Origin of the sequence: Providencia sp. PROV252, from assembly GCF_033676005.1 — a bacterium.
Classification (GTDB): Bacteria; Pseudomonadota; Gammaproteobacteria; order Enterobacterales; family Enterobacteriaceae; genus Providencia; species Providencia vermicola.
In genome coordinates this window covers 3,713,509-3,730,624 of sequence record NZ_CP096294.1, presented here as the reverse complement: position 1 = coordinate 3,730,624, position 17,116 = coordinate 3,713,509, and the positions used below count along the sequence as shown (strand labels likewise).

General features: G+C 45.5%; 16 protein-coding genes. 9 read left to right on the top strand and 7 right to left on the bottom strand.

Going from position 1 to position 17,116, the window contains the following annotated elements; translation table 11 throughout:
* The first annotated feature begins 27 nt into the window (after window positions 1–27).
* Genes hypB through hypE form a run of 4 tightly spaced genes read left to right on the top strand, consistent with a single transcriptional unit; the run spans window position 28 to window position 3,516 of the window.
* Window positions 28–1,107, top strand: coding sequence for a hydrogenase nickel incorporation protein HypB (hypB, locus tag M1F05_RS17145; protein WP_206083639.1), 1,080 nt, complete (start codon window positions 28–30; stop codon window positions 1,105–1,107).
* The gene (gene hybG / locus M1F05_RS17140; protein WP_206083804.1) at window positions 1,098–1,394 is read left to right on the top strand and encodes a hydrogenase maturation factor HybG; all 297 of its coding nucleotides are present in this window, start codon (window positions 1,098–1,100) and stop codon (window positions 1,392–1,394) included. The genes hypB and hybG overlap by 10 nt, the downstream gene beginning before the upstream one ends.
* Window positions 1,378–2,490, top strand: coding sequence for a hydrogenase formation protein HypD (gene hypD / locus M1F05_RS17135; protein ID WP_206083640.1), 1,113 nt, complete (start codon window positions 1,378–1,380; stop codon window positions 2,488–2,490). Before hybG ends, hypD begins: the two co-directional genes overlap by 17 nt.
* Complete coding sequence (gene hypE / locus M1F05_RS17130; protein ID WP_206083641.1) at window positions 2,491–3,516, top strand: hydrogenase expression/formation protein HypE; 1,026 nt, start codon at window positions 2,491–2,493, stop codon at window positions 3,514–3,516.
* A gap of 50 nt (window positions 3,517–3,566) precedes the next feature.
* Here hypE and M1F05_RS17125 read toward each other — a convergent pair whose 3' ends face one another.
* The 7 genes from M1F05_RS17125 to purB all read right to left on the bottom strand — a co-directional run bounded on the left by M1F05_RS17125 (window position 3,567) and on the right by purB (window position 10,326).
* Window positions 3,567–4,901: an MmgE/PrpD family protein gene (locus tag M1F05_RS17125; protein WP_206083642.1), complete on the bottom strand. Its 1,335-nt coding sequence runs from the start codon at window positions 4,899–4,901 to the stop codon at window positions 3,567–3,569.
* On the bottom strand, window positions 4,898–6,061 hold the full coding sequence (locus M1F05_RS17120) for an amidohydrolase (protein ID WP_206083643.1): 1,164 nt from the start codon (window positions 6,059–6,061) through the stop codon (window positions 4,898–4,900). Before M1F05_RS17120 ends, M1F05_RS17125 begins: the two co-directional genes overlap by 4 nt.
* Window positions 6,062–6,106: 45 nt before the next feature.
* A complete protein-coding gene (locus tag M1F05_RS17115; RefSeq protein WP_206083644.1) occupies window positions 6,107–6,868 on the bottom strand; it encodes an amino acid ABC transporter ATP-binding protein in 762 nt (253 codons plus the stop codon).
* A gap of 9 nt (window positions 6,869–6,877) precedes the next feature.
* Window positions 6,878–7,549, bottom strand: coding sequence for an amino acid ABC transporter permease (locus tag M1F05_RS17110; RefSeq protein WP_206083645.1), 672 nt, complete (start codon window positions 7,547–7,549; stop codon window positions 6,878–6,880).
* Window positions 7,550–7,611: 62 nt separating this feature from the next.
* Complete coding sequence (locus tag M1F05_RS17105) at window positions 7,612–8,412, bottom strand: amino acid ABC transporter substrate-binding protein (protein WP_206083646.1); 801 nt, start codon at window positions 8,410–8,412, stop codon at window positions 7,612–7,614.
* Window positions 8,409–8,948 (bottom strand): GNAT family N-acetyltransferase, encoded by a 540-nt coding sequence (locus M1F05_RS17100; RefSeq protein ID WP_206083647.1) that lies wholly within the window; start codon window positions 8,946–8,948, stop codon window positions 8,409–8,411. The genes M1F05_RS17105 and M1F05_RS17100 overlap by 4 nt, the downstream gene beginning before the upstream one ends.
* 13 nt (window positions 8,949–8,961) lie before the next feature.
* A complete protein-coding gene (gene purB, locus M1F05_RS17095; RefSeq protein WP_206083648.1) occupies window positions 8,962–10,326 on the bottom strand; it encodes an adenylosuccinate lyase in 1,365 nt (454 codons plus the stop codon).
* 509 nt (window positions 10,327–10,835) lie between these two features.
* On the opposite strand from purB, the gene M1F05_RS17090 reads away from it, so the two are divergent.
* The 5 genes from M1F05_RS17090 (at window position 10,836) to M1F05_RS17070 (ending at window position 17,084) form a co-directional block, all read left to right on the top strand.
* Entirely contained in the window at window positions 10,836–12,458 is a 1,623-nt protein-coding gene (locus M1F05_RS17090; protein ID WP_206083649.1) for an ABC transporter substrate-binding protein, read from the top strand.
* Window positions 12,436–13,389: an ABC transporter permease gene (locus M1F05_RS17085; RefSeq protein ID WP_206083805.1), complete on the top strand. Its 954-nt coding sequence runs from the start codon at window positions 12,436–12,438 to the stop codon at window positions 13,387–13,389. Before M1F05_RS17090 ends, M1F05_RS17085 begins: the two co-directional genes overlap by 23 nt.
* Window positions 13,390–13,448: 59 nt before the next feature.
* On the top strand, window positions 13,449–14,252 hold the full coding sequence (locus M1F05_RS17080; RefSeq protein WP_241016817.1) for an ABC transporter permease: 804 nt from the start codon (window positions 13,449–13,451) through the stop codon (window positions 14,250–14,252).
* Window positions 14,252–15,928: a dipeptide ABC transporter ATP-binding protein gene (locus M1F05_RS17075; protein ID WP_206083651.1), complete on the top strand. Its 1,677-nt coding sequence runs from the start codon at window positions 14,252–14,254 to the stop codon at window positions 15,926–15,928. The genes M1F05_RS17080 and M1F05_RS17075 overlap by 1 nt, the downstream gene beginning before the upstream one ends.
* A gap of 148 nt (window positions 15,929–16,076) precedes the next feature.
* A complete protein-coding gene (locus tag M1F05_RS17070; RefSeq protein ID WP_206083652.1) occupies window positions 16,077–17,084 on the top strand; it encodes a substrate-binding domain-containing protein in 1,008 nt (335 codons plus the stop codon).
* Window positions 17,085–17,116: the final 32 nt, after the last annotated feature.

Genomic DNA, 17,116 nt, shown 5'->3' with positions numbered 1-17,116 from the left:
ACTATTTAGCGGTTGGGAGTGAAACTTATGTGTAGTACATGTGGATGCGCATCGGGAGAGCGCAGAATCGAGGGTGATGAGCACAGTCATCATCACCATGACCATCATCACGACCATGACCACCATCACGGCCATGATCATCATCACGATCATGAAAATGCGCATGACCATCATCATGGGCACGATCACCAGCACGATCATGACCATCATGACCATGAAAACCAAGGCCAAACCGTCATTATTCATCACCATTATTACCACCAAGGCGATGTGCATAACCATTATCACCAATATGATCCTGCACTTGTTGAGGGTAAAACCAAAAAACAGAAACACAAGCATAAGCATAAGCACGTTTACGCCATGGCGGAAAATAGCTTTAAACCTGCGGGCGAACACCATGATTTGGATTACGGGCAGGGTGAAGCTGGCACACACGCACCGGGGATCAGCCAAAAGCGTATGCTGCAAATTGAGATGGACGTTTTAGATAAAAACAATCACTTAGCAGAACATAACCGTGAAGCGTTTGCAGAAAAGAATATTTTAGCGTTAAACCTGGTTTCCAGCCCAGGCTCTGGGAAAACCACGCTATTAACGGAAACCTTGCTACGTCTGCGCGATAAAATTAACTGTGCGGTGGTGGAAGGCGACCAGCAAACCACCAACGATGCCCAGCGTATTCGCGAAACGGGGGTGCCTGCTATCCAAGTGAACACAGGTAAAGGCTGCCACTTGGATGCACAGATGATACACGATGCGGTCTCACGCTTAGGTTTGGATGATAATAGCTTGTTATTCATCGAAAATGTGGGGAACTTAGTGTGCCCTGCAAGCTTTGATTTAGGCGAGCGCCATAAAGTGGCTGTTTTGTCCGTGACCGAAGGGGAAGACAAACCCTTAAAATACCCGCATATGTTTGCCGCGGCAGACATTATGTTGCTCAATAAAATCGACTTACTGCCGTACCTGCATTTTGACGTGGACGCCTGCATTGCTAATGCCAAACAAGTCAATCCAAACATCCAAGTGATTAAAGTCTCAGCGACACAAGGAGACGGTATGGATGCATGGCTCGCATGGCTGGAGACTCAGCTATGTGCTTAGGCATTCCAGGAAAAATCGTGGCGGTGGGTGAAGATATTCACCAACTGGCACAAGTGGATGTCTGTGGCGTGAAGCGAGACGTTAACATTGGCCTGATTTGTGAAGGGGAAACCAGTGAGTTATTAGGCCAATGGGTGCTGGTTCACGTGGGCTTCGCCATGAGTATCATCAACGAAGAAGAAGCGCAGTCGACATTAGATGCCTTAGCGGCGATGAGCCAGCTTGACCATGAGGTTGGCGATTTTAGTGGTTTAAATGCAGGGGCTACAGATGCAGTACGTCGATGAATTTCGTGACCCTGCTTTAGCAAAAGTATTATTGGCGAATATCCGCCAACGTGTGAATGACATTCCACGGGCTAAGCAGCGCCCATTGCAGTTAATGGAAGTGTGCGGCGGGCACACTCATGCGATTTTTAAATTTGGTATCGACCAACTTTTACCGCCAGAAATCGAATTTGTTCATGGCCCAGGTTGCCCCGTTTGTGTCTTACCAATGGGGCGAATCGACGGTTGTATCGAAATTGCTGAGCAGCCAAATGTGATTTTTTGTACCTATGGGGATGCGATGCGTGTCCCTGGTAAAAATGGCTCTTTACTTGATGCAAAACGCCGTGGGGCAGATGTGCGGATTGTCTACTCTCCTTTGGATGCCCTCGGGATAGCAGAGCAACATCCTGATAAACAAATCGTTTTCTTTGGTTTGGGGTTTGAAACTACGATGCCAAGCACGGCGATTACCTTGCAACAAGCTAAACGCCGTCAACTGAACAATTTCACGGTATTTTGCCAGCACATCACCATCATCCCAACCTTAAAAAGCCTATTAGAACAGCCAGATGTTCGCATCGACGGCTTTTTAGCTCCAGGGCATGTCAGTATGGTGATTGGGGCACACCCTTACCAGTTTATTACTGACGACTTCCATAAACCGCTGGTGGTAACGGGGTTCGAACCGTTGGATATTTTGCAGTCTATATCTATGCTAGTGAATCAGATAGCGGATGGACGTTGTGAGGTGGAAAACCAATATAAGCGTATTGTCGCTGACCAAGGCAACACGTTAGCACTCAAGGCATTAGATGAAGTATTTGAGTTAAAAGAAACCAGCGAATGGCGCGGTTTAGGGGAGATTGCAGGCTCAGGTGTGCAGCTTAGCGCCGCTTATCAATCCTTTGACGCCGAACGCCGTTTTCACGTACAACCACACCAAGTGGCGGATGACCCGCAAGCACGGTGTGGTGATGTGTTGACGGGGCGCTGTAAACCCAATGAATGCCCACTATTTGGCACTCGCTGTACACCACAAACCGCTTTTGGTGCCTTAATGGTGTCTTCGGAAGGGGCTTGTGCGGCTTATTATCAATATCGTCGGGAGGCATAGATGAGCAATGATGCGAACAATGTGGTATTGATGGCCCACGGCAGCGGTGGGCAGGCCATGCAACAGTTAATTGAACAACTATTTTTAAAAGCATTCGCTAACCAAGCGTTGAATGAGCGCGAAGACCAAGCGCGACTTTCGCTGGCGGAACTCACCACATTAGGGGATCGCCTTGCGTTCAGCACCGACAGTTATGTGATTGACCCGATTTTTTTCCCCGGTGGAAATATCGGTAAATTAGCGGTTTGCGGTACGGTGAATGACGTTGCCGTTAGTGGTGCAGTCCCTAAATATCTGTCTTGCGGGTTTATTTTAGAGGAAGGCTTTCCGTTAGCCGAGCTCGCCACCATCGTCGAATCAATGGCAGCAACGGCTGCAGCGGCTGGGGTGCAGATTGTCACGGGGGACACCAAAGTGGTGCAGCGTGGTGCTGCGGACAAAGTGTTTATCAACACAGCAGGTATCGGGGTTATCCCAAGCGAAATTCAGTGGGGAGCTCAGCAAATTCAAGCAGGTGACAAAGTGATCGTCAGTGGTACGTTAGGTGATCACGGTGCGACCATCTTAAACCTGCGCGAGCAGCTTGGTTTAGAGGCGCAACTCAGTAGCGATTGCGCGGTATTGACGCCATTAATTGAGCCACTGCGTAATATTGAGGGCGTACGTGCATTACGGGATGCCACTCGGGGCGGTGTGACGGCGATTTTGCATGAGTTTTCGCAGGCAAGCGGCTGCGGAATGGCGATTAACGAGGCTGACTTACCCGTTGCCTCAGCGGTTAGGGGCGTATGTGAATTGCTCGGCCTTGAACCACTGAATTTTGCCAATGAAGGTAAACTAGTGATTGTGGTAAAACCTGAAGCGGAAAGCGCAGTGTTAGCCGCATTGCACCGCCATCCTCTAGGCCAAAATGCCGCAACCATTGGCTGTGTGACAGAGCAAAAACAAGTCAAACTAGTTGGGATCTTCGGGACATCAAGGTTATTAGATTTACCTCACAGCGAGCCTTTACCACGCATTTGCTAATCATTTGCTTTAATATCAGGAATGCTAAGCCGCATTCCTGATATAAAAAGTTAATTCAAACTTGCAATGAGTTTGTTTCTAATCGATGACGTACTTTGCGGGGTATTAAAAAGGCAGAGCTCTAGCCATGCTTCGATTTCTTGGTAAGTGGCATTTGTCAGGCAGTTTTGCCATTTTTGCCTTAAATCAACGGGTAATTTGAGAAACTGCTGGCGGTCTAAGCGGTGGCTTAACTGGGTTGAACCCGCAAGAAACAGTGTGACTTGATGAAAACGTTTTTCAGGGGCAAGCACATCAGGGGGAACACTTCTATCAGGGTTACGGTTAACACGTTGAGCTAACGCCATAATGTGTGGGTCTAGCTCAGGCTCGGTAAAATCACATAAATGCAGCTCCCCTTTAATCAGCATGGCGGCAATAATGTATTCAAGGCAAAAACGTGCTTCGATACCATTTTCTGGCACCCTGATATTGGCTGCAATATCTCCCCCCAATGGGAAAGCGATATCGATACGTTGAAGGTTATCGAGAAGAGCGGTTAATGGCTTTCCGTTACTTAACCAGCGTTCACGTAACACCTGAGTCACTGCGACAGCTGAGTGCGTACCTGCACACGTTGGATAAGGCTTAAATTCAAGCCCCGGTGACTCAATACGCCAAGGGTTTCCCCAATCTTTGATAAGCAGTTCAGGCATGGCTTGTCGCTGGCTCATTGCTTCTAAAAAAGCATCAATCACACCATGTGGGCGGGAAGAAAAACCGCTCGACGCTAATTGAAATGAGATGACCGCGGATTGTGCAGCCAGCCCCGCATGAAGTGGCTTTACCGCAGAACCAAATTGGGCACGCAATGCGGTTGATTGTGTCGCGGCAAGGCCGAGTGCGCAGGTAGTGGTTTCTAAATCGGCGGCAAATAAATAACATAGCGCCGCGGTGGCGGCGATGGCACCTAAACTTCCTGTTGAGTGAAAACCAAGTTGGTAATGCTGATTCGTGATGGCTAGCCCTAATCGACCCGCAACTTCGACACCAACACAGTAAGCATTTAAGAACCGTATGTTATCAAGCTCATTTTGCTGCGGTGTTAAAGCGAATAGTGCGGGTAAAATAACCGTTGATGGGTGGCCGCGAAAATTAGCGTGAAAATCGTCAAAGTCGAGAGCATGCCCTGCATACCCGAGTAATAGCGCGACACTGCGGGGATCGCGCTCAGGCCAAAGAGCGCTCAGTTGTTGCCACCCCGCATCATTAATATGGCCTTCCGTCACGGAGAGTGTGACGGCGAGGTAATCCTTAATGCCGTTTTTTGCGGCGAGCTGGGCTGAAGGAGGCGGAGAGGCCCCAAGGATTTTCTCCGCCAAACTCGTGGTTAGTTCGCTAATCATTGCGCCTTACCATGATATTCATTGAGTACTGTTTCCGCTAATTGAGCGAGGTAACGTGCGGTTGGGTATAAGGCTTTATCATCGACACGGAATTTTGGATGATGTAAAGCATAGGGGCCACCTGAGCCAATCATCATAAATGCGCCTGGTATTTTTTGTTGGTAGAAAGCAAAGTCTTCACCAATCGGGCTTGCTTCGACTCTGATAGCCTCAAAACCAGATTTTTCAGCTTGGATCAGGGCTAAATCGACCCATTCCCCAGTGTTAACCACCGAAGGTGGGCCGGGATGCCATATTAATTCGATTTGTGCATTAAATGTGGCGGCGATCCCAGCGATAATTTGGCGTAATCGCTGTTCAATTTGCTCTCGGGTGGCTTGTTTGAAGGTACGCACCGTGCCTTCTAAATAAGCGGTATCAGGGATCACATTCCATGTACTGCCACTGTGAACTTGTGTAATCGACACCACAGCGTTTTGATCAGAAGAAACATTTCTACTGATAATGGATTGCGTCGCATTGATAATCTGAGCAATGATAATTAGTGGGTCATTGCCTTCATGTGGCTTCGCAGCATGAGCCCCTTTCGCGGCAATTTTAATTTCGAAGCGATCAACCCCAGCGGTAAGCGCGCCTTCTTTACTGCCTATTACACCGACTGGCAAAGTAGGGTCATTATGAATACCAAATATCGCCAGAGCACCATCTAATGCCCCTGTAGCAAGTAGATCTGGTGCACCTTGGCCAGTTTCTTCTGCGGCTTGGAAGAGAACTCGCACGGTACCTTTTAAATTGGCGCTATTTTGTTGCAGCAAAATCGCGGCACCCAGTGCGGCGGAAGCATGAAAATCATGACCACAAGCGTGCATTACCCCTTTGTTTTCAGAGACAAAATCAACACCAGACTCCTCTTCAATAGGTAGCGCATCAATATCGGAACGTAACACGATTAAGGGGCCGTCTTGTTGGCCTTTAATCTCTGCGACTAACCCGGTTGCTAACGGAAGGGGTAAAATAGTAATCCCAGCTTCCGTTAACGCATCGCGAATACGCTGCGTTGTTTGGTGTTCTTGATTCGATAATTCAGGAAAACGGTGCATTTCGTGGCGAAATGCTTGAATTTTATCTGCAAGTGCTTGCTCATGGCTGCTAATGTTCATTAAGTTTCTCCCCATTGAGGCGCAGGTGCCTACGGATTTTTTTGGTTATATATTGAATTCGTCGATTGGCTCGATATTAGTCAATTGACGTAAAAAACGGCGTGTTTGTGGGTTTTCAGAGAAGCGAATAACTTGCTCTGCGGGGCCTTGTTCAACAATCTGTCCATCCGCCATAAAAATCACGCGGTCAGCCACTTCTTTGGCAAATTCCATTTCATGGGTCACTATCACCATGGTGGTTTTTTGCTGAGCAAGGGATTTAATCACCTGAAGCACCTCAAATACTCTTTCTGGGTCGAGAGCCGAGGTTGGCTCATCAAATAAAATGGCTAAAGGGTTGACGGCAAGGGCACGGGCGATACTCACTCGCTGTTGTTGCCCGCCCGATAACGTGACTGGGTATTTGTGGCTATGTTCAGCTAGGCCGACAGTATCCAACAGCGCTAAACCGATTTTATCGGCTTCGCTTTTCGCCATTTTTTTAACGGTGATTAATCCTTCCGTCACATTTTCAAGTGCTGTTTTATTTTTAAACAGGTTGTAATTTTGAAACACCATGGCGGTTTGACGGCGTAATGCATAGGCATCATTTACGCTATGTTTATGCGTATCTAAGGTGACATCGCCGATTTGTATAATGCCAGATTCAGGGTGTTCTAACAGGTTTAGGCAGCGTAATAAGGTGGACTTCCCAGAGCCAGAAGGGCCGATAATGGCGACCACTTCCCCTTCTTGGATATCGAGGGAAATATTATTTAAAACCGTATTGGTGCCGAAGCTTTTATTCAGTTGCGATACACGGATCATCATCATTCCTTACCGTTGTAATGATTGGCTTAAGCGTTTTTCTAGCACCGTTTGTAAACGGCTATAGATAAGCACGGTGAGCCAGTAAATGAGCCCAACAACAATGAATGTTTCGAAGTAACGTAATGATTCAGCGGCGATCATTTTGCCTTCTGCGAACAGTTCTGTGACACCAAGCGCAAAGGCCACAGAGGTATCTTTAATCAATGAAATAAAGGTATTACCCGTTGCAGGCAGTGTGTTCAGCATTGCTTGAGGCAAAATAATGCGACGGTAAATTTGGCGCTTTTGCATACCAATCGATAAGCCTGCTTCCATCTGCCCAAAGTCGACGGAGGTCAATCCAGCACGATAAATTTCGGCCATATAGGCAGAGTTTTTCAGGCTAAAGCCAATAATTGCCGCTGTAAACGCATCCATCCCATTAAAAATGGGAAAGGCTTGAGGTAAGCCGAAATAAATAATAAACAGCTGTACCAGCGTTGGAATTCCACGAAATAGGGAGACGTATAAATCGACGATTTTAACAACCGCCTTGATACCCGTAATCCGCAGTAGTGCAAGCGTCAACCCTAATGTCATCGCACAAACCATTGAAACAATAGCAAGAAATAGCGTGACAGGTAGGTAGCTTAAAATTTGCGGAAAGATCCGCACAATATAGTCGAAATCTAAATTCATCATTCATGCCTTACAATATTGGCCGGCCTGAGTTCCCAAAGGCCGGTCAGCGCCTAGACTAATTAGTTGGCTGCTTTAGCGGTGATATCTTCACCAAAGTATTTTTCTGACAGTGCTTTTAAACGGCCATCTTGGCGTAATACCTCTAGCTCTTTATCAAATGCCGCCTTCAGCTCTTTCCCTTTTTCATCTTTTTGGAAAGGGAAACCGACGGCTTCAATCACTAAAGGCTCCCCGACCAGTTTTAATGGCAGGTTGTTCTCTTTGATTTCGGCTAATAAGATAGGGCGCGAGTTGACGTAAGCTTGAACGCGGTTGTTAATCGCATCATTCATAGCTGCGTCACGGCTTTCATAGGTGCGGATCGTGACACCATTGTCACCAAAGGCTTTTTTCAAGTTCACAAGGTGGTTAGAACCTAAAACCCCAGCGATCGTTTTCCCCTTTAAATCATCGACAGTGTTAATGTCTTCATTTGATTTATTGGTCACGAGCTGGCTGCCGTAATAACTATAAGGTGCGGTGAAGTCGTATTTTTCTTGGCGAGCAGGTGTAATTGACACTACATTCGCGACAGTATCGAGCTTTTTCGCCTCAAGTTGACCCATTAAGCCGCTAAAGTCAGAGGTAACCCAGACAATGTTATAATTGAGATCTTTCGCAATGGTTTCTGCCAGTTCAACGTCAAAACCCGTGAGCTTACCATCCTTTTTATAGGCACTGGGGAAGCTGAGCCCCGTGGCACCAATACGCAGTTCTTGGCTGGATTGTGTTTCAGACGTTTTTTCTGTTTTGTTATCACAAGCGGTCAGCAAAGTCGTTGCCGCGACGAGACCTGCGATCAGCGTAATATATTTTTTCATCGTGTTTTCTCCGGTTGATTAGAAATTGCTAACCATTGTGTATAACGTTGTTGATCAATGATTTTTCGCATAAAAATAGTGATGTGGCCTTTGCCTAAGTCCCTTTTTTCAACAGTCTGAAAGCCCAAAGATTGGTAGTAATCCACTAACCACGGGTGGCTTTGTGCCGTACCCAGTGAATAAGCTGGCGCACGCAGTTGTTGTGATAAAATGTTATCTTCAAACCAAGCCAATATTTTTTTACCCAGTTGTTGGCCTCGGTGTGTTGGTGCGGTTGCAAACCAGCCAATATGAGGTAAACCAAATGGGCCGGGTTGCTTGCTCCATGGGTAACGCAAGGTGACGGAGGCAATTAAAATACCGTCTTCAAACATCCCATAAACGGCGTGGTTATTGAGGTGTTGAGTCATCGCGGCTAAGTCAGCGGTCGCCGCATCAAAACGAATACCCAGATGCTTAATTTCTGCGTAAGCATGATGAAGTAATTGGTAAAACGCAGTTGCATCGGTAGCCAGTAATTGACGGTATTGGTACATAACGACCTCGTTCTTAATCCGCTAATAAACCAAGTGTTTTCGCGTGGGCAATCACTTGGTCAACCTTTTGAGGTGCTGAACCCAAATAGTTAATCGGGTCTAACCATGCATCGAGTTCTTGCTCAGAAATGAATCCAGCTAGCTGCTCATTGGCCTGTAATACGTCTTTAAATGTACGTTGCTCTTCATAGGCTTGCATCGCACACTCATACACAATGTGGTGTGCGGTTTGTTTACCAATTTTGGTGCCTAATTCGAACATCACTTTTTCCGACAGTAATAAGCCACCTTGTAGGTCAAGGTTACGGCGCATTTGCTTTTCGTTGACGGTGACACCTTCAATAACCGCAAGGGCATTTTTCAACTGAGCGGAGAGGTAGATACAAATTTCAGGTAAGGCTATCCACTCTGCGCGCCAGCTCATGGCATCTCTTTCATGTTCAACATGCATGGATTCATAAATGAGGGAGACGCTCTTGAGCAGTGGGTGTGTCAAACTCGCCAAGCCTTCCAATGCTGCTGGATTACGCTTATGAGGCATGGTGGTGGAACCAATTTTCCCCGCAGAGAATGGCTCTTCAATTTCATTAATTTCAGTACGCATTAGGTTGTATAGTTCGTTCCCGATTTTCCCTAAAGTGCCGCTGATTAAGGCACAAACAGAGGCAAACTCACTGAACCTGTCGCGCGCAGATTGCCACCCGATAGTCGGGGTGCTTAGCCCTAAAATATCCAATGTGCGTTTTTCGACAGCGGGGCCTGTTTCGCCAAATGCGGCATAAGTACAAATAGCGCCGCTAATATTTCCGGTTAATACGCGTGATTTAATTTCATTTAGGCGTTGGTGATGGCGTAAAAATTCATCTAACCAAACGGCAACTTTAAAACCAAAGGTTGTTGGAAGTGCTTGCATACCATGGGTTCTGCCAACCATCGGCGTGTTTTGGTAGCGTTTGGCGCTATTGGCTAGAGCGGTAACGAGTGCTTTTGCATCACGTTCGATGATATTAAATGCGCTCTTTAGCTGTAGCATGGTGGCGGTATCCACAATATCTTGCGTGGTTGCACCATAATGAATGTACTCACCCGCCTCACCACATTGTTTTTGCAGCGCGATCAATGTTGGCATTAAGGAATGCTTCATTTGCGCGCCTTGGCTCGCAATTTCTTCAATATTTAGTTTATCTGCATCTGCGTGTTGTTCGATATATTGCGCCGCCTCTGTAGGGATCAAACCGAGTTCGCCTTCGGCTTTCGCCAGTGCCACTTCAACCGCTACTTGGCTTTTTAATCGGTTATGTTCCGACCAAACATGACGCATTTCTTCAGTGCCAAAGTTATTACCAATTAATATAAAGTCGATAAGATGTGAGGCCATTTTGTTCTGCCTTATAACTAAATTTATTTAACAAGATGATTTTTTCATAAAATATCACCGTGGTTATAAAACGATAAGAATTAAAAAATATAAGTTATATTGAAAGTGTGAATGTTAATTGAGGTAATATAATTCATTGAGGGTTGCTGAATCTTTATAAAATATAAAAATGTTTACTTATCAATTTGTTGTTTGGGTTTTATCGTTGATTGATAATTTCTTCTGGTTATGGGGGAATAGACGTTTAAAATAGAAAATACAAATTTAATCAATGATGAAAATGATATATAACTATTTTTAGTTAGCTATAATTAATGGATATAAGTTGAGTTTACATGATTTTATTGTATTAAATGAGTTTTTGATTGTGATTAATTAGTTCGGTTTTTTAATTGCCTTATAATTAAAATAAATAACTCAGTTTTTTTTATTCTTTCTCTCTTTAAATTCCTATTCATAGAGTAGAGCTAACGCAATTTATGCGGTGACCATTTGAAAAGGAATAAAGGATGAGTAAACGACATACCTATTTTGAAAAAAACAATGCCAATATTTTAACAACGGCCACCGTTGCACTGAGTCTATTGGCAGCACCTTTAAGTTTTGCCGCAGCAGAAACCCCCGTCAGTGGTGGAACGCTAACCGTGGGCTTAGGCAGTGATACTCCAATTATTGATCCATCATTGACAGCGTATTCAGTTGCCGCTGTGGTGTCACGAAATGTGCTAGATTCATTAGTGGGCCAAGCAGAGGACAACCGCTTTACACCGTGGCTAGCGGACAGCTGGGAAATCAACGATAACAATAAAGAATATGTATTCCATTTACGCAAAGATGTCACGTTTAGTGATGGCACGCCGTTTAATGCAGAGGCGGTTAAGTACAATTTTGAGCGTATTTTAGACCCTAAAACAATTTCCCATTATTCAAAATCATTATTAGGTCCCATTACTTCCATTACTACCCCCGATGAGTATACGGTGGTGATTCGCTATGACGAACCATTTGCACCGTTACTACAAGGCTTAAGCTTACCGTACCTTGGCATTCAATCGCCGACATATTTGAAGAATACCCCAAATACCAGTTTCACTTTGGTGGGCTCGGGGCCATTCCTCTTAGATTCATTTGTGAAGGGAAGTGGCAGCAAGTTAACCAAGCGTGCTGACTATAATTGGGGGCCTGGTTATGCGACTCATCAAGGCCCCGCGTATTTAGATCACATTGAATTTAAATATTTGCCAGAAGCCTCGGTTCGTTTGGGAGCACTAAACAGCGGCCAAATTCAAGCCATTGATGCAGTTCCTCCAGTGAATTTTAAACAAGTTAAAAATAACCCCAAGCTGAATGTGATCACTTATGAAAATCCTGGTGTTAACCGCGTATTGTATTTGAATACAGGTAAGGGCGTATTTTCAGATGTGAAATTACGTAAGGCATTCCAAAGTGCGATTGACCCTTCTGTCGCGGTGAATGCGGCCTTTTTTGGTTCATTACGTGCCGCCGATAATGTGTTAGGGCCTGCAACGCTGTATTACGACCCATCCGTACGTAATTTATGGGGTTATGACCCTGAAAAAGCAGGGCGCTTATTAGATGAAGCGGGTTGGAGCCAGCGAGATAAAGAGGGCTATCGCACGAAAGATGGCCAGCAGCTGCTTGTGCGCTTTACCTATGTACCCACGAACGTAGAAGCCGCAGACGTCACCTTGTTCCAAGCGGTTCAGCAGCAGGCCAAAAAAGCGGGTTTTAACCTGCAATTTGACCCTGTTGATGCGGGGGTATTCAATGAGCGAACAGCGACGAGTAATTATGATATTGCATCAAACTTCTTTGTTCGCCCTGAACCCGATATTTTGCGTACCGCATTCCATTCTGCATTTACGCCACCACAAGGTAACAACCACGCTCGTGTGAATACATTGGATAAGCAATTATCTGAGGCGGTAGGAACGAATGATGCAGAGCGGGAGCGTCTATATCATGAAATCCAACGTGAAATTATTGACCAAGCTTATGTTGTACCACTTTATATCCCAGCTTATCAGCTTGGTGTCTCTAAACAAGTTCAGGGTATTAACTGGGCGACTAATGCGAAGCCGAATTTCTATGATGCATGGATTAAACCGTAAGTTCCGGTTAGTTAGCTATCGCTTATTGATGATTATTGCCGTGCTTTGGGGCGCGGCAACACTCTCTTTTGCGGTGGTTAAATTTATACCGGGTGACCCAGTTAGTGTCATAACGGGTAGCGAAGGGGTAGTTGATGAAACCGTCAGAGCGGAGATTATTCATCAATTTGGTTTAGACAAGCCCTTGTGGCAGCAATACATAAGTTATTCAGGGCATGCATTGATAGGGGATTTAGGTCAGAGTTATTTATACCGTCAACCTGTTATTTCAGTGATTGGTAATGGGTTAAAAGAGACCTTGCCTTTAGCATTGGGCGGATTAGGTTTTGCGTTATTGGTTTCGATTATTAATGCCGTTTTAACCGCAGGACGTCGGCATCAAGCGAAAGACCTGATTGTTGGTTTAGAACTCATTTTACTGAGTACCCCAGTGTATTGGATTGGTATTTTACTGCTCAGTATTTTTAGTTTTTCATTGCAGTGGTTTCCTGTCACTGGCAATCAAGGGGTGATATCACTGGTATTGCCGGTGATTACGTTGAGTCTACCGTTAATTGCCGTGTTAAGTCAGGTACTGCGTGATGGTATGGAAGAGGCATTAGCTCAGCCTTTTGCCACGACGGTTAGGATGCGGGGAGTCAGTGAACTTATGCTACGGGCTCGTCATGTCTTGCGCCATGCGGCATTGGCTATATCAACCTTAACCGGCACATTGCTAGCGTCGGTGCTAGGAGGTTCTGTATTAACGGAGACGGTTTTTGGGCGAGCGGGTATTGGTCAAATTATGTTAGGCGCCATCGAAAATCGGGATATGCCGTTGGTACTTGGGCTCGTGATGTTTTCTGCTTTTTTATTTGTTGTGATTAATTTATTGATTGATGGCCTTTATTTGTTAATCGACCCTCGCTTACGTAAACAGGAGGCTATCTGATGAGTAGTGATGTATATGGAATCAATGTGGCGCGGCCGCGGGTGCTCTCCCAATTTGTCATGAAATATCGTGGCCTATTGTTACCAAGTATGGTGTTGACGATATTGTTGCTCGCGATGTTTTTCCCAGCTTGGTTTACTCATTATGCACCGGATGAGGTTGATTTAACGGCTATTTTGCAACCTCCGAGTACTGAACACTGGTTTGGCACAGACCAATTAGGCCGAGATGTTTATACACGGGTGGTTTATGGTACTTCGCTATCACTCAGTATTGGTTTAGGTGCCACATTAATTGCATGTTTAGGCGGCATCTTACTAGGCAATGCGGCTGTATTGACCCCGAGGTTTATCCGTACACCACTGGTGCGTTTACTCGATATCATGTTGGCTTTTCCAGATTTATTGCTGGCGTTATTAGTGATAGCGGTATTAGGGCGTGGGCCCGAAAATACATTGCTGGCGGTTGGGATTGCGGCAATTGCAGGTTATGCGCGCCTAGTCCGTTCGCAAGTCTTACTGGTGAAATCCTCTGGTTATGTTGAGCATGCTGTTGCACTCGGAATGCCAGCAAACCGTATTATTTTTCGACATATTATTCCCAATACACTGCGCCCGTTACTCATATTAGCTACCATTGGTGTTGGTCATGCGGTGTTAGCCGCTTCGGCATTGAGTTTCTTAGGGTTGGGAGTTACCCCGCCAACCGCAGAATGGGGGGCTTTACTTGCGGATGGTCGAAACTATTTAGACAGTGCGCCATGGATAAGTTTAATGCCAGCAACGGTGATTGCATTATCAGTGATCACCATTACATTGATGGGAAGACGCATACAGCGATTGATTGCGCGAGGTGAATTTTAATGAATTCTAACATCACGGAACAAGGCCGAGCGGTTTTGCAGGTTGAAGACTTGCATGTGCGTTTTTTATCGCAAAATGAAAATTTTCACGCAGTTTCCGGGGTCTCTTTTACATTACATGCGGGTGAAATTATTGCATTAGTTGGGGAATCGGGCTCAGGAAAATCCGTAACAGCTCGCACGTTAGTCGGCCTTACGGGGGATAACGCAGAGGTCTCTGCTAAACGCTTAGCACTGCTTCACACTGACCCTCAAGGGGCAAGCCATGAAATTGATTTACGCCATCAAAGCCAATCTAACTGGCGAAAGATACGCGGACGAGAAATTGGTTTTGTGTTACAAGATGCTCTGACGTCTTTAGATCCCTTACGCAAAATAGGTCAAGAAATTGCAGAGCCACTACTGGCTCATCGATTAGCGTCACGTAGCGAAATCCCCCAAAAAGTTAACGCCTTACTCGAGATGGTTGGAATACCTGACCCCCTTAATCGGTCACAAATGTACCCCCATGAATTATCGGGTGGGTTGCGTCAAAGGGCGCTAATCGCATCTGCATTGGCGGGACAACCGCGGGTATTAATTGCGGATGAACCGACGACTGCGTTGGATGCCACTATTCAAAAGCAAATATTGGAAGAGTTTAAATCATTAGCGCAGTTAGGGATTGGCATTTTATTAATCACTCACGATTTATCGGTCGTCGCCGATATCGCCGACCGAGTGATAGTGATGCAGCATGGGCGGCCGCGAGAAAGTGGGGATGTTCACCAGGTGCTTAAATCTCCCCAGGACCCTTACACAATAAAATTATTGTCATCTGTGCCTACCCGGCATTCACGAGGAACTTGGCTGACAGGGCGTGATCCTCTAGCAAATTGGTCAGAACCCGCGAGCTCATCATCAGTGGGTGCAGAACCTGATACGGTGTTATCCGTTGAGCAGGTCTCTCGTGCTTTTCGATTACCAAATGGGCAAAAATTACAGGCGGTTGATAATATTTCCTTGACCCTTAAAAGGGGGGAAACACTCGGTATTGTTGGCGAATCAGGTTCAGGCAAAACGACATTAGGCAAACTGATTTTAGCATTGCAAACACCGAATAATGGCCGTATTGAGTTACTTAACCAGCCGTGGAGTACGCTAAAAGAGCGTCAGCGTAGAGCGCTTCGTCCGCGAATTCAAACGATTGTGCAAGACCCATTAAGTTCTTTTGATCCGCAACATACGGTGGAGCAAGTGCTGTTGCAGCCGCTTGAACTGCATTCGACACTCACCGCTGTGCAGAAACAACAGCGAATAAATGAACTGTTATCTTTAGTTTCGCTCGATAGTCAGCTATTGAAACGTAGGCCCGCCTCATTGTCTGGCGGGCAACGGCAACGTATCTCAATTGCCCAAGCATTGGCCTGTGAACCCGATATCCTCGTTTGTGATGAGCCTGTCTCGGCCCTTGATGTGACGACGCAAGCTCAAGTGTTGGACTTGTTGTCTTCGTTACAGCAAAAGCTGGGGTTGGCGATGGTGTTTATCTCCCATGACTTGGGGGTGGTACAGCATATTAGCCACCGCATTGTGATACTGAAGTCAGGAAAAATTGTGGAAATGGGCAGCGTTGATGCGATTTTTACGCAACCAAAGCACCCTTATACTCAATTGCTGTTATCGTCAGTATATTGACTTGTTTTGCTCAAAAGGAAGGTGTCAGCGTGCGTGGTCATTTATGTGTTTTTTCGTGCACTCAGTTTAACAGTTGTATGCCTAGTCTATATTGCTAACTCGAATTAGTTTATACTTAAATTTATTTATAAATGATTATAGCGAACTTATGGCAAAAACTGTTGAGCAAATTGCGAACGATTTAAACCTATCAGTGACGACGGTTCGGTTAGTTTTAAGTCAAAAAGCGGAGCAATACCGTATTAGCAAAGCGACCCAAGAACGGATTCAGTCTTATGTTGAAACCCATGGGCTGGTGGTTAATTACGCGGCTCGCAGTTTGAAACTAAACAAAACTGACACGCTTGCTCTTGTTGTTCCTCGGTTATCTAATTTATTTTTCTCAACTTTAGCTGAAAAACTTGAAACCTGTTGTCAAAAAGCAGGATATCAGCTGATTATTGCTTGTTCTTATAGTGACCCTAAACACGAAAAAGAAGTCGTTCGGAGCTTGTTAGAACGCAATGTTGATGGGTTATTTATTGTCCCTTCTTCTTTAGAAACTCAGCTACATCATCGAAAATTAGCCCGTAAGCGGCCTATTATATTTTTAGACCGAGACTTCGGCGAAATGGACGTTCCTTTGGTGCTAAGTGACAACTATAGCGGTAGTAAAACATTAGTTCAGTCCATTAAAAAGGCCGTCAACGTTGAGCCTTTATTTTTTATTGCGGGTGATACCCAACAACCGTCAATTCAGAGCCGTTTACAAGGTTATTTAAATGAAATGCCAGAGCGGCAGAGCTGGGTTTTAACTGCGCGCCATAATCGTAAAGAAGATGGGCAACATTTAATGCATGAATTCTTAAAGAAAAATAAGCAACCACCCTCCGCTTTCATTACTTCGTCATTGCCTATCTTAGAAGGGACATTGAGCGCACTCCGTCAGGTTTATGGGTTTATTCCTCAGGAAATTCCGATAGGTACTTTTGATGAAAGCGACATGCTCGGTTTTTTACCAAATGCGGTTTGGTCCATGGGGCAGAATGAAGATGCATGGGCACAACATGCCTTTCATCTAATGCAAAATAAGCTTCAAGGTGATAAGAGCAATGTGAAAATAACAGTGCCAATGACGTTAATTTATCGGCCTTTATCGGTCGCTAGGGATATCTAAGGGAGACTGAGCCCCGAGAATAAGGGCTCATT

Excerpts from the sequence above, each read along its gene's own strand:
- hypB (WP_206083639.1), top strand. The coding sequence starts at position 28 with ATGTGTAGTACATGTGGATGCGCATCGGGAGAGCGCAGAATCGAGGGT.
- hybG (WP_206083804.1), top strand. The coding sequence starts at position 1,098 with ATGTGCTTAGGCATTCCAGGAAAAATCGTGGCGGTGGGTGAAGATATT.
- hypD (WP_206083640.1), top strand. The coding sequence starts at position 1,378 with ATGCAGTACGTCGATGAATTTCGTGACCCTGCTTTAGCAAAAGTATTA.
- hypE (WP_206083641.1), top strand. The coding sequence starts at position 2,491 with ATGAGCAATGATGCGAACAATGTGGTATTGATGGCCCACGGCAGCGGT.
- M1F05_RS17125 (WP_206083642.1), bottom strand. The coding sequence starts at position 4,901 with ATGATTAGCGAACTAACCACGAGTTTGGCGGAGAAAATCCTTGGGGCC.
- M1F05_RS17120 (WP_206083643.1), bottom strand. The coding sequence starts at position 6,061 with ATGAACATTAGCAGCCATGAGCAAGCACTTGCAGATAAAATTCAAGCA.
- M1F05_RS17115 (WP_206083644.1), bottom strand. The coding sequence starts at position 6,868 with ATGATCCGTGTATCGCAACTGAATAAAAGCTTCGGCACCAATACGGTT.
- M1F05_RS17110 (WP_206083645.1), bottom strand. The coding sequence starts at position 7,549 with ATGAATTTAGATTTCGACTATATTGTGCGGATCTTTCCGCAAATTTTA.
- M1F05_RS17105 (WP_206083646.1), bottom strand. The coding sequence starts at position 8,412 with ATGAAAAAATATATTACGCTGATCGCAGGTCTCGTCGCGGCAACGACT.
- M1F05_RS17100 (WP_206083647.1), bottom strand. The coding sequence starts at position 8,948 with ATGTACCAATACCGTCAATTACTGGCTACCGATGCAACTGCGTTTTAC.
- purB (WP_206083648.1), bottom strand. The coding sequence starts at position 10,326 with ATGGCCTCACATCTTATCGACTTTATATTAATTGGTAATAACTTTGGC.
- M1F05_RS17090 (WP_206083649.1), top strand. The coding sequence starts at position 10,836 with ATGAGTAAACGACATACCTATTTTGAAAAAAACAATGCCAATATTTTA.
- M1F05_RS17085 (WP_206083805.1), top strand. The coding sequence starts at position 12,436 with ATGATGCATGGATTAAACCGTAAGTTCCGGTTAGTTAGCTATCGCTTA.
- M1F05_RS17080 (WP_241016817.1), top strand. The coding sequence starts at position 13,449 with ATGAAATATCGTGGCCTATTGTTACCAAGTATGGTGTTGACGATATTG.
- M1F05_RS17075 (WP_206083651.1), top strand. The coding sequence starts at position 14,252 with ATGAATTCTAACATCACGGAACAAGGCCGAGCGGTTTTGCAGGTTGAA.
- M1F05_RS17070 (WP_206083652.1), top strand. The coding sequence starts at position 16,077 with ATGGCAAAAACTGTTGAGCAAATTGCGAACGATTTAAACCTATCAGTG.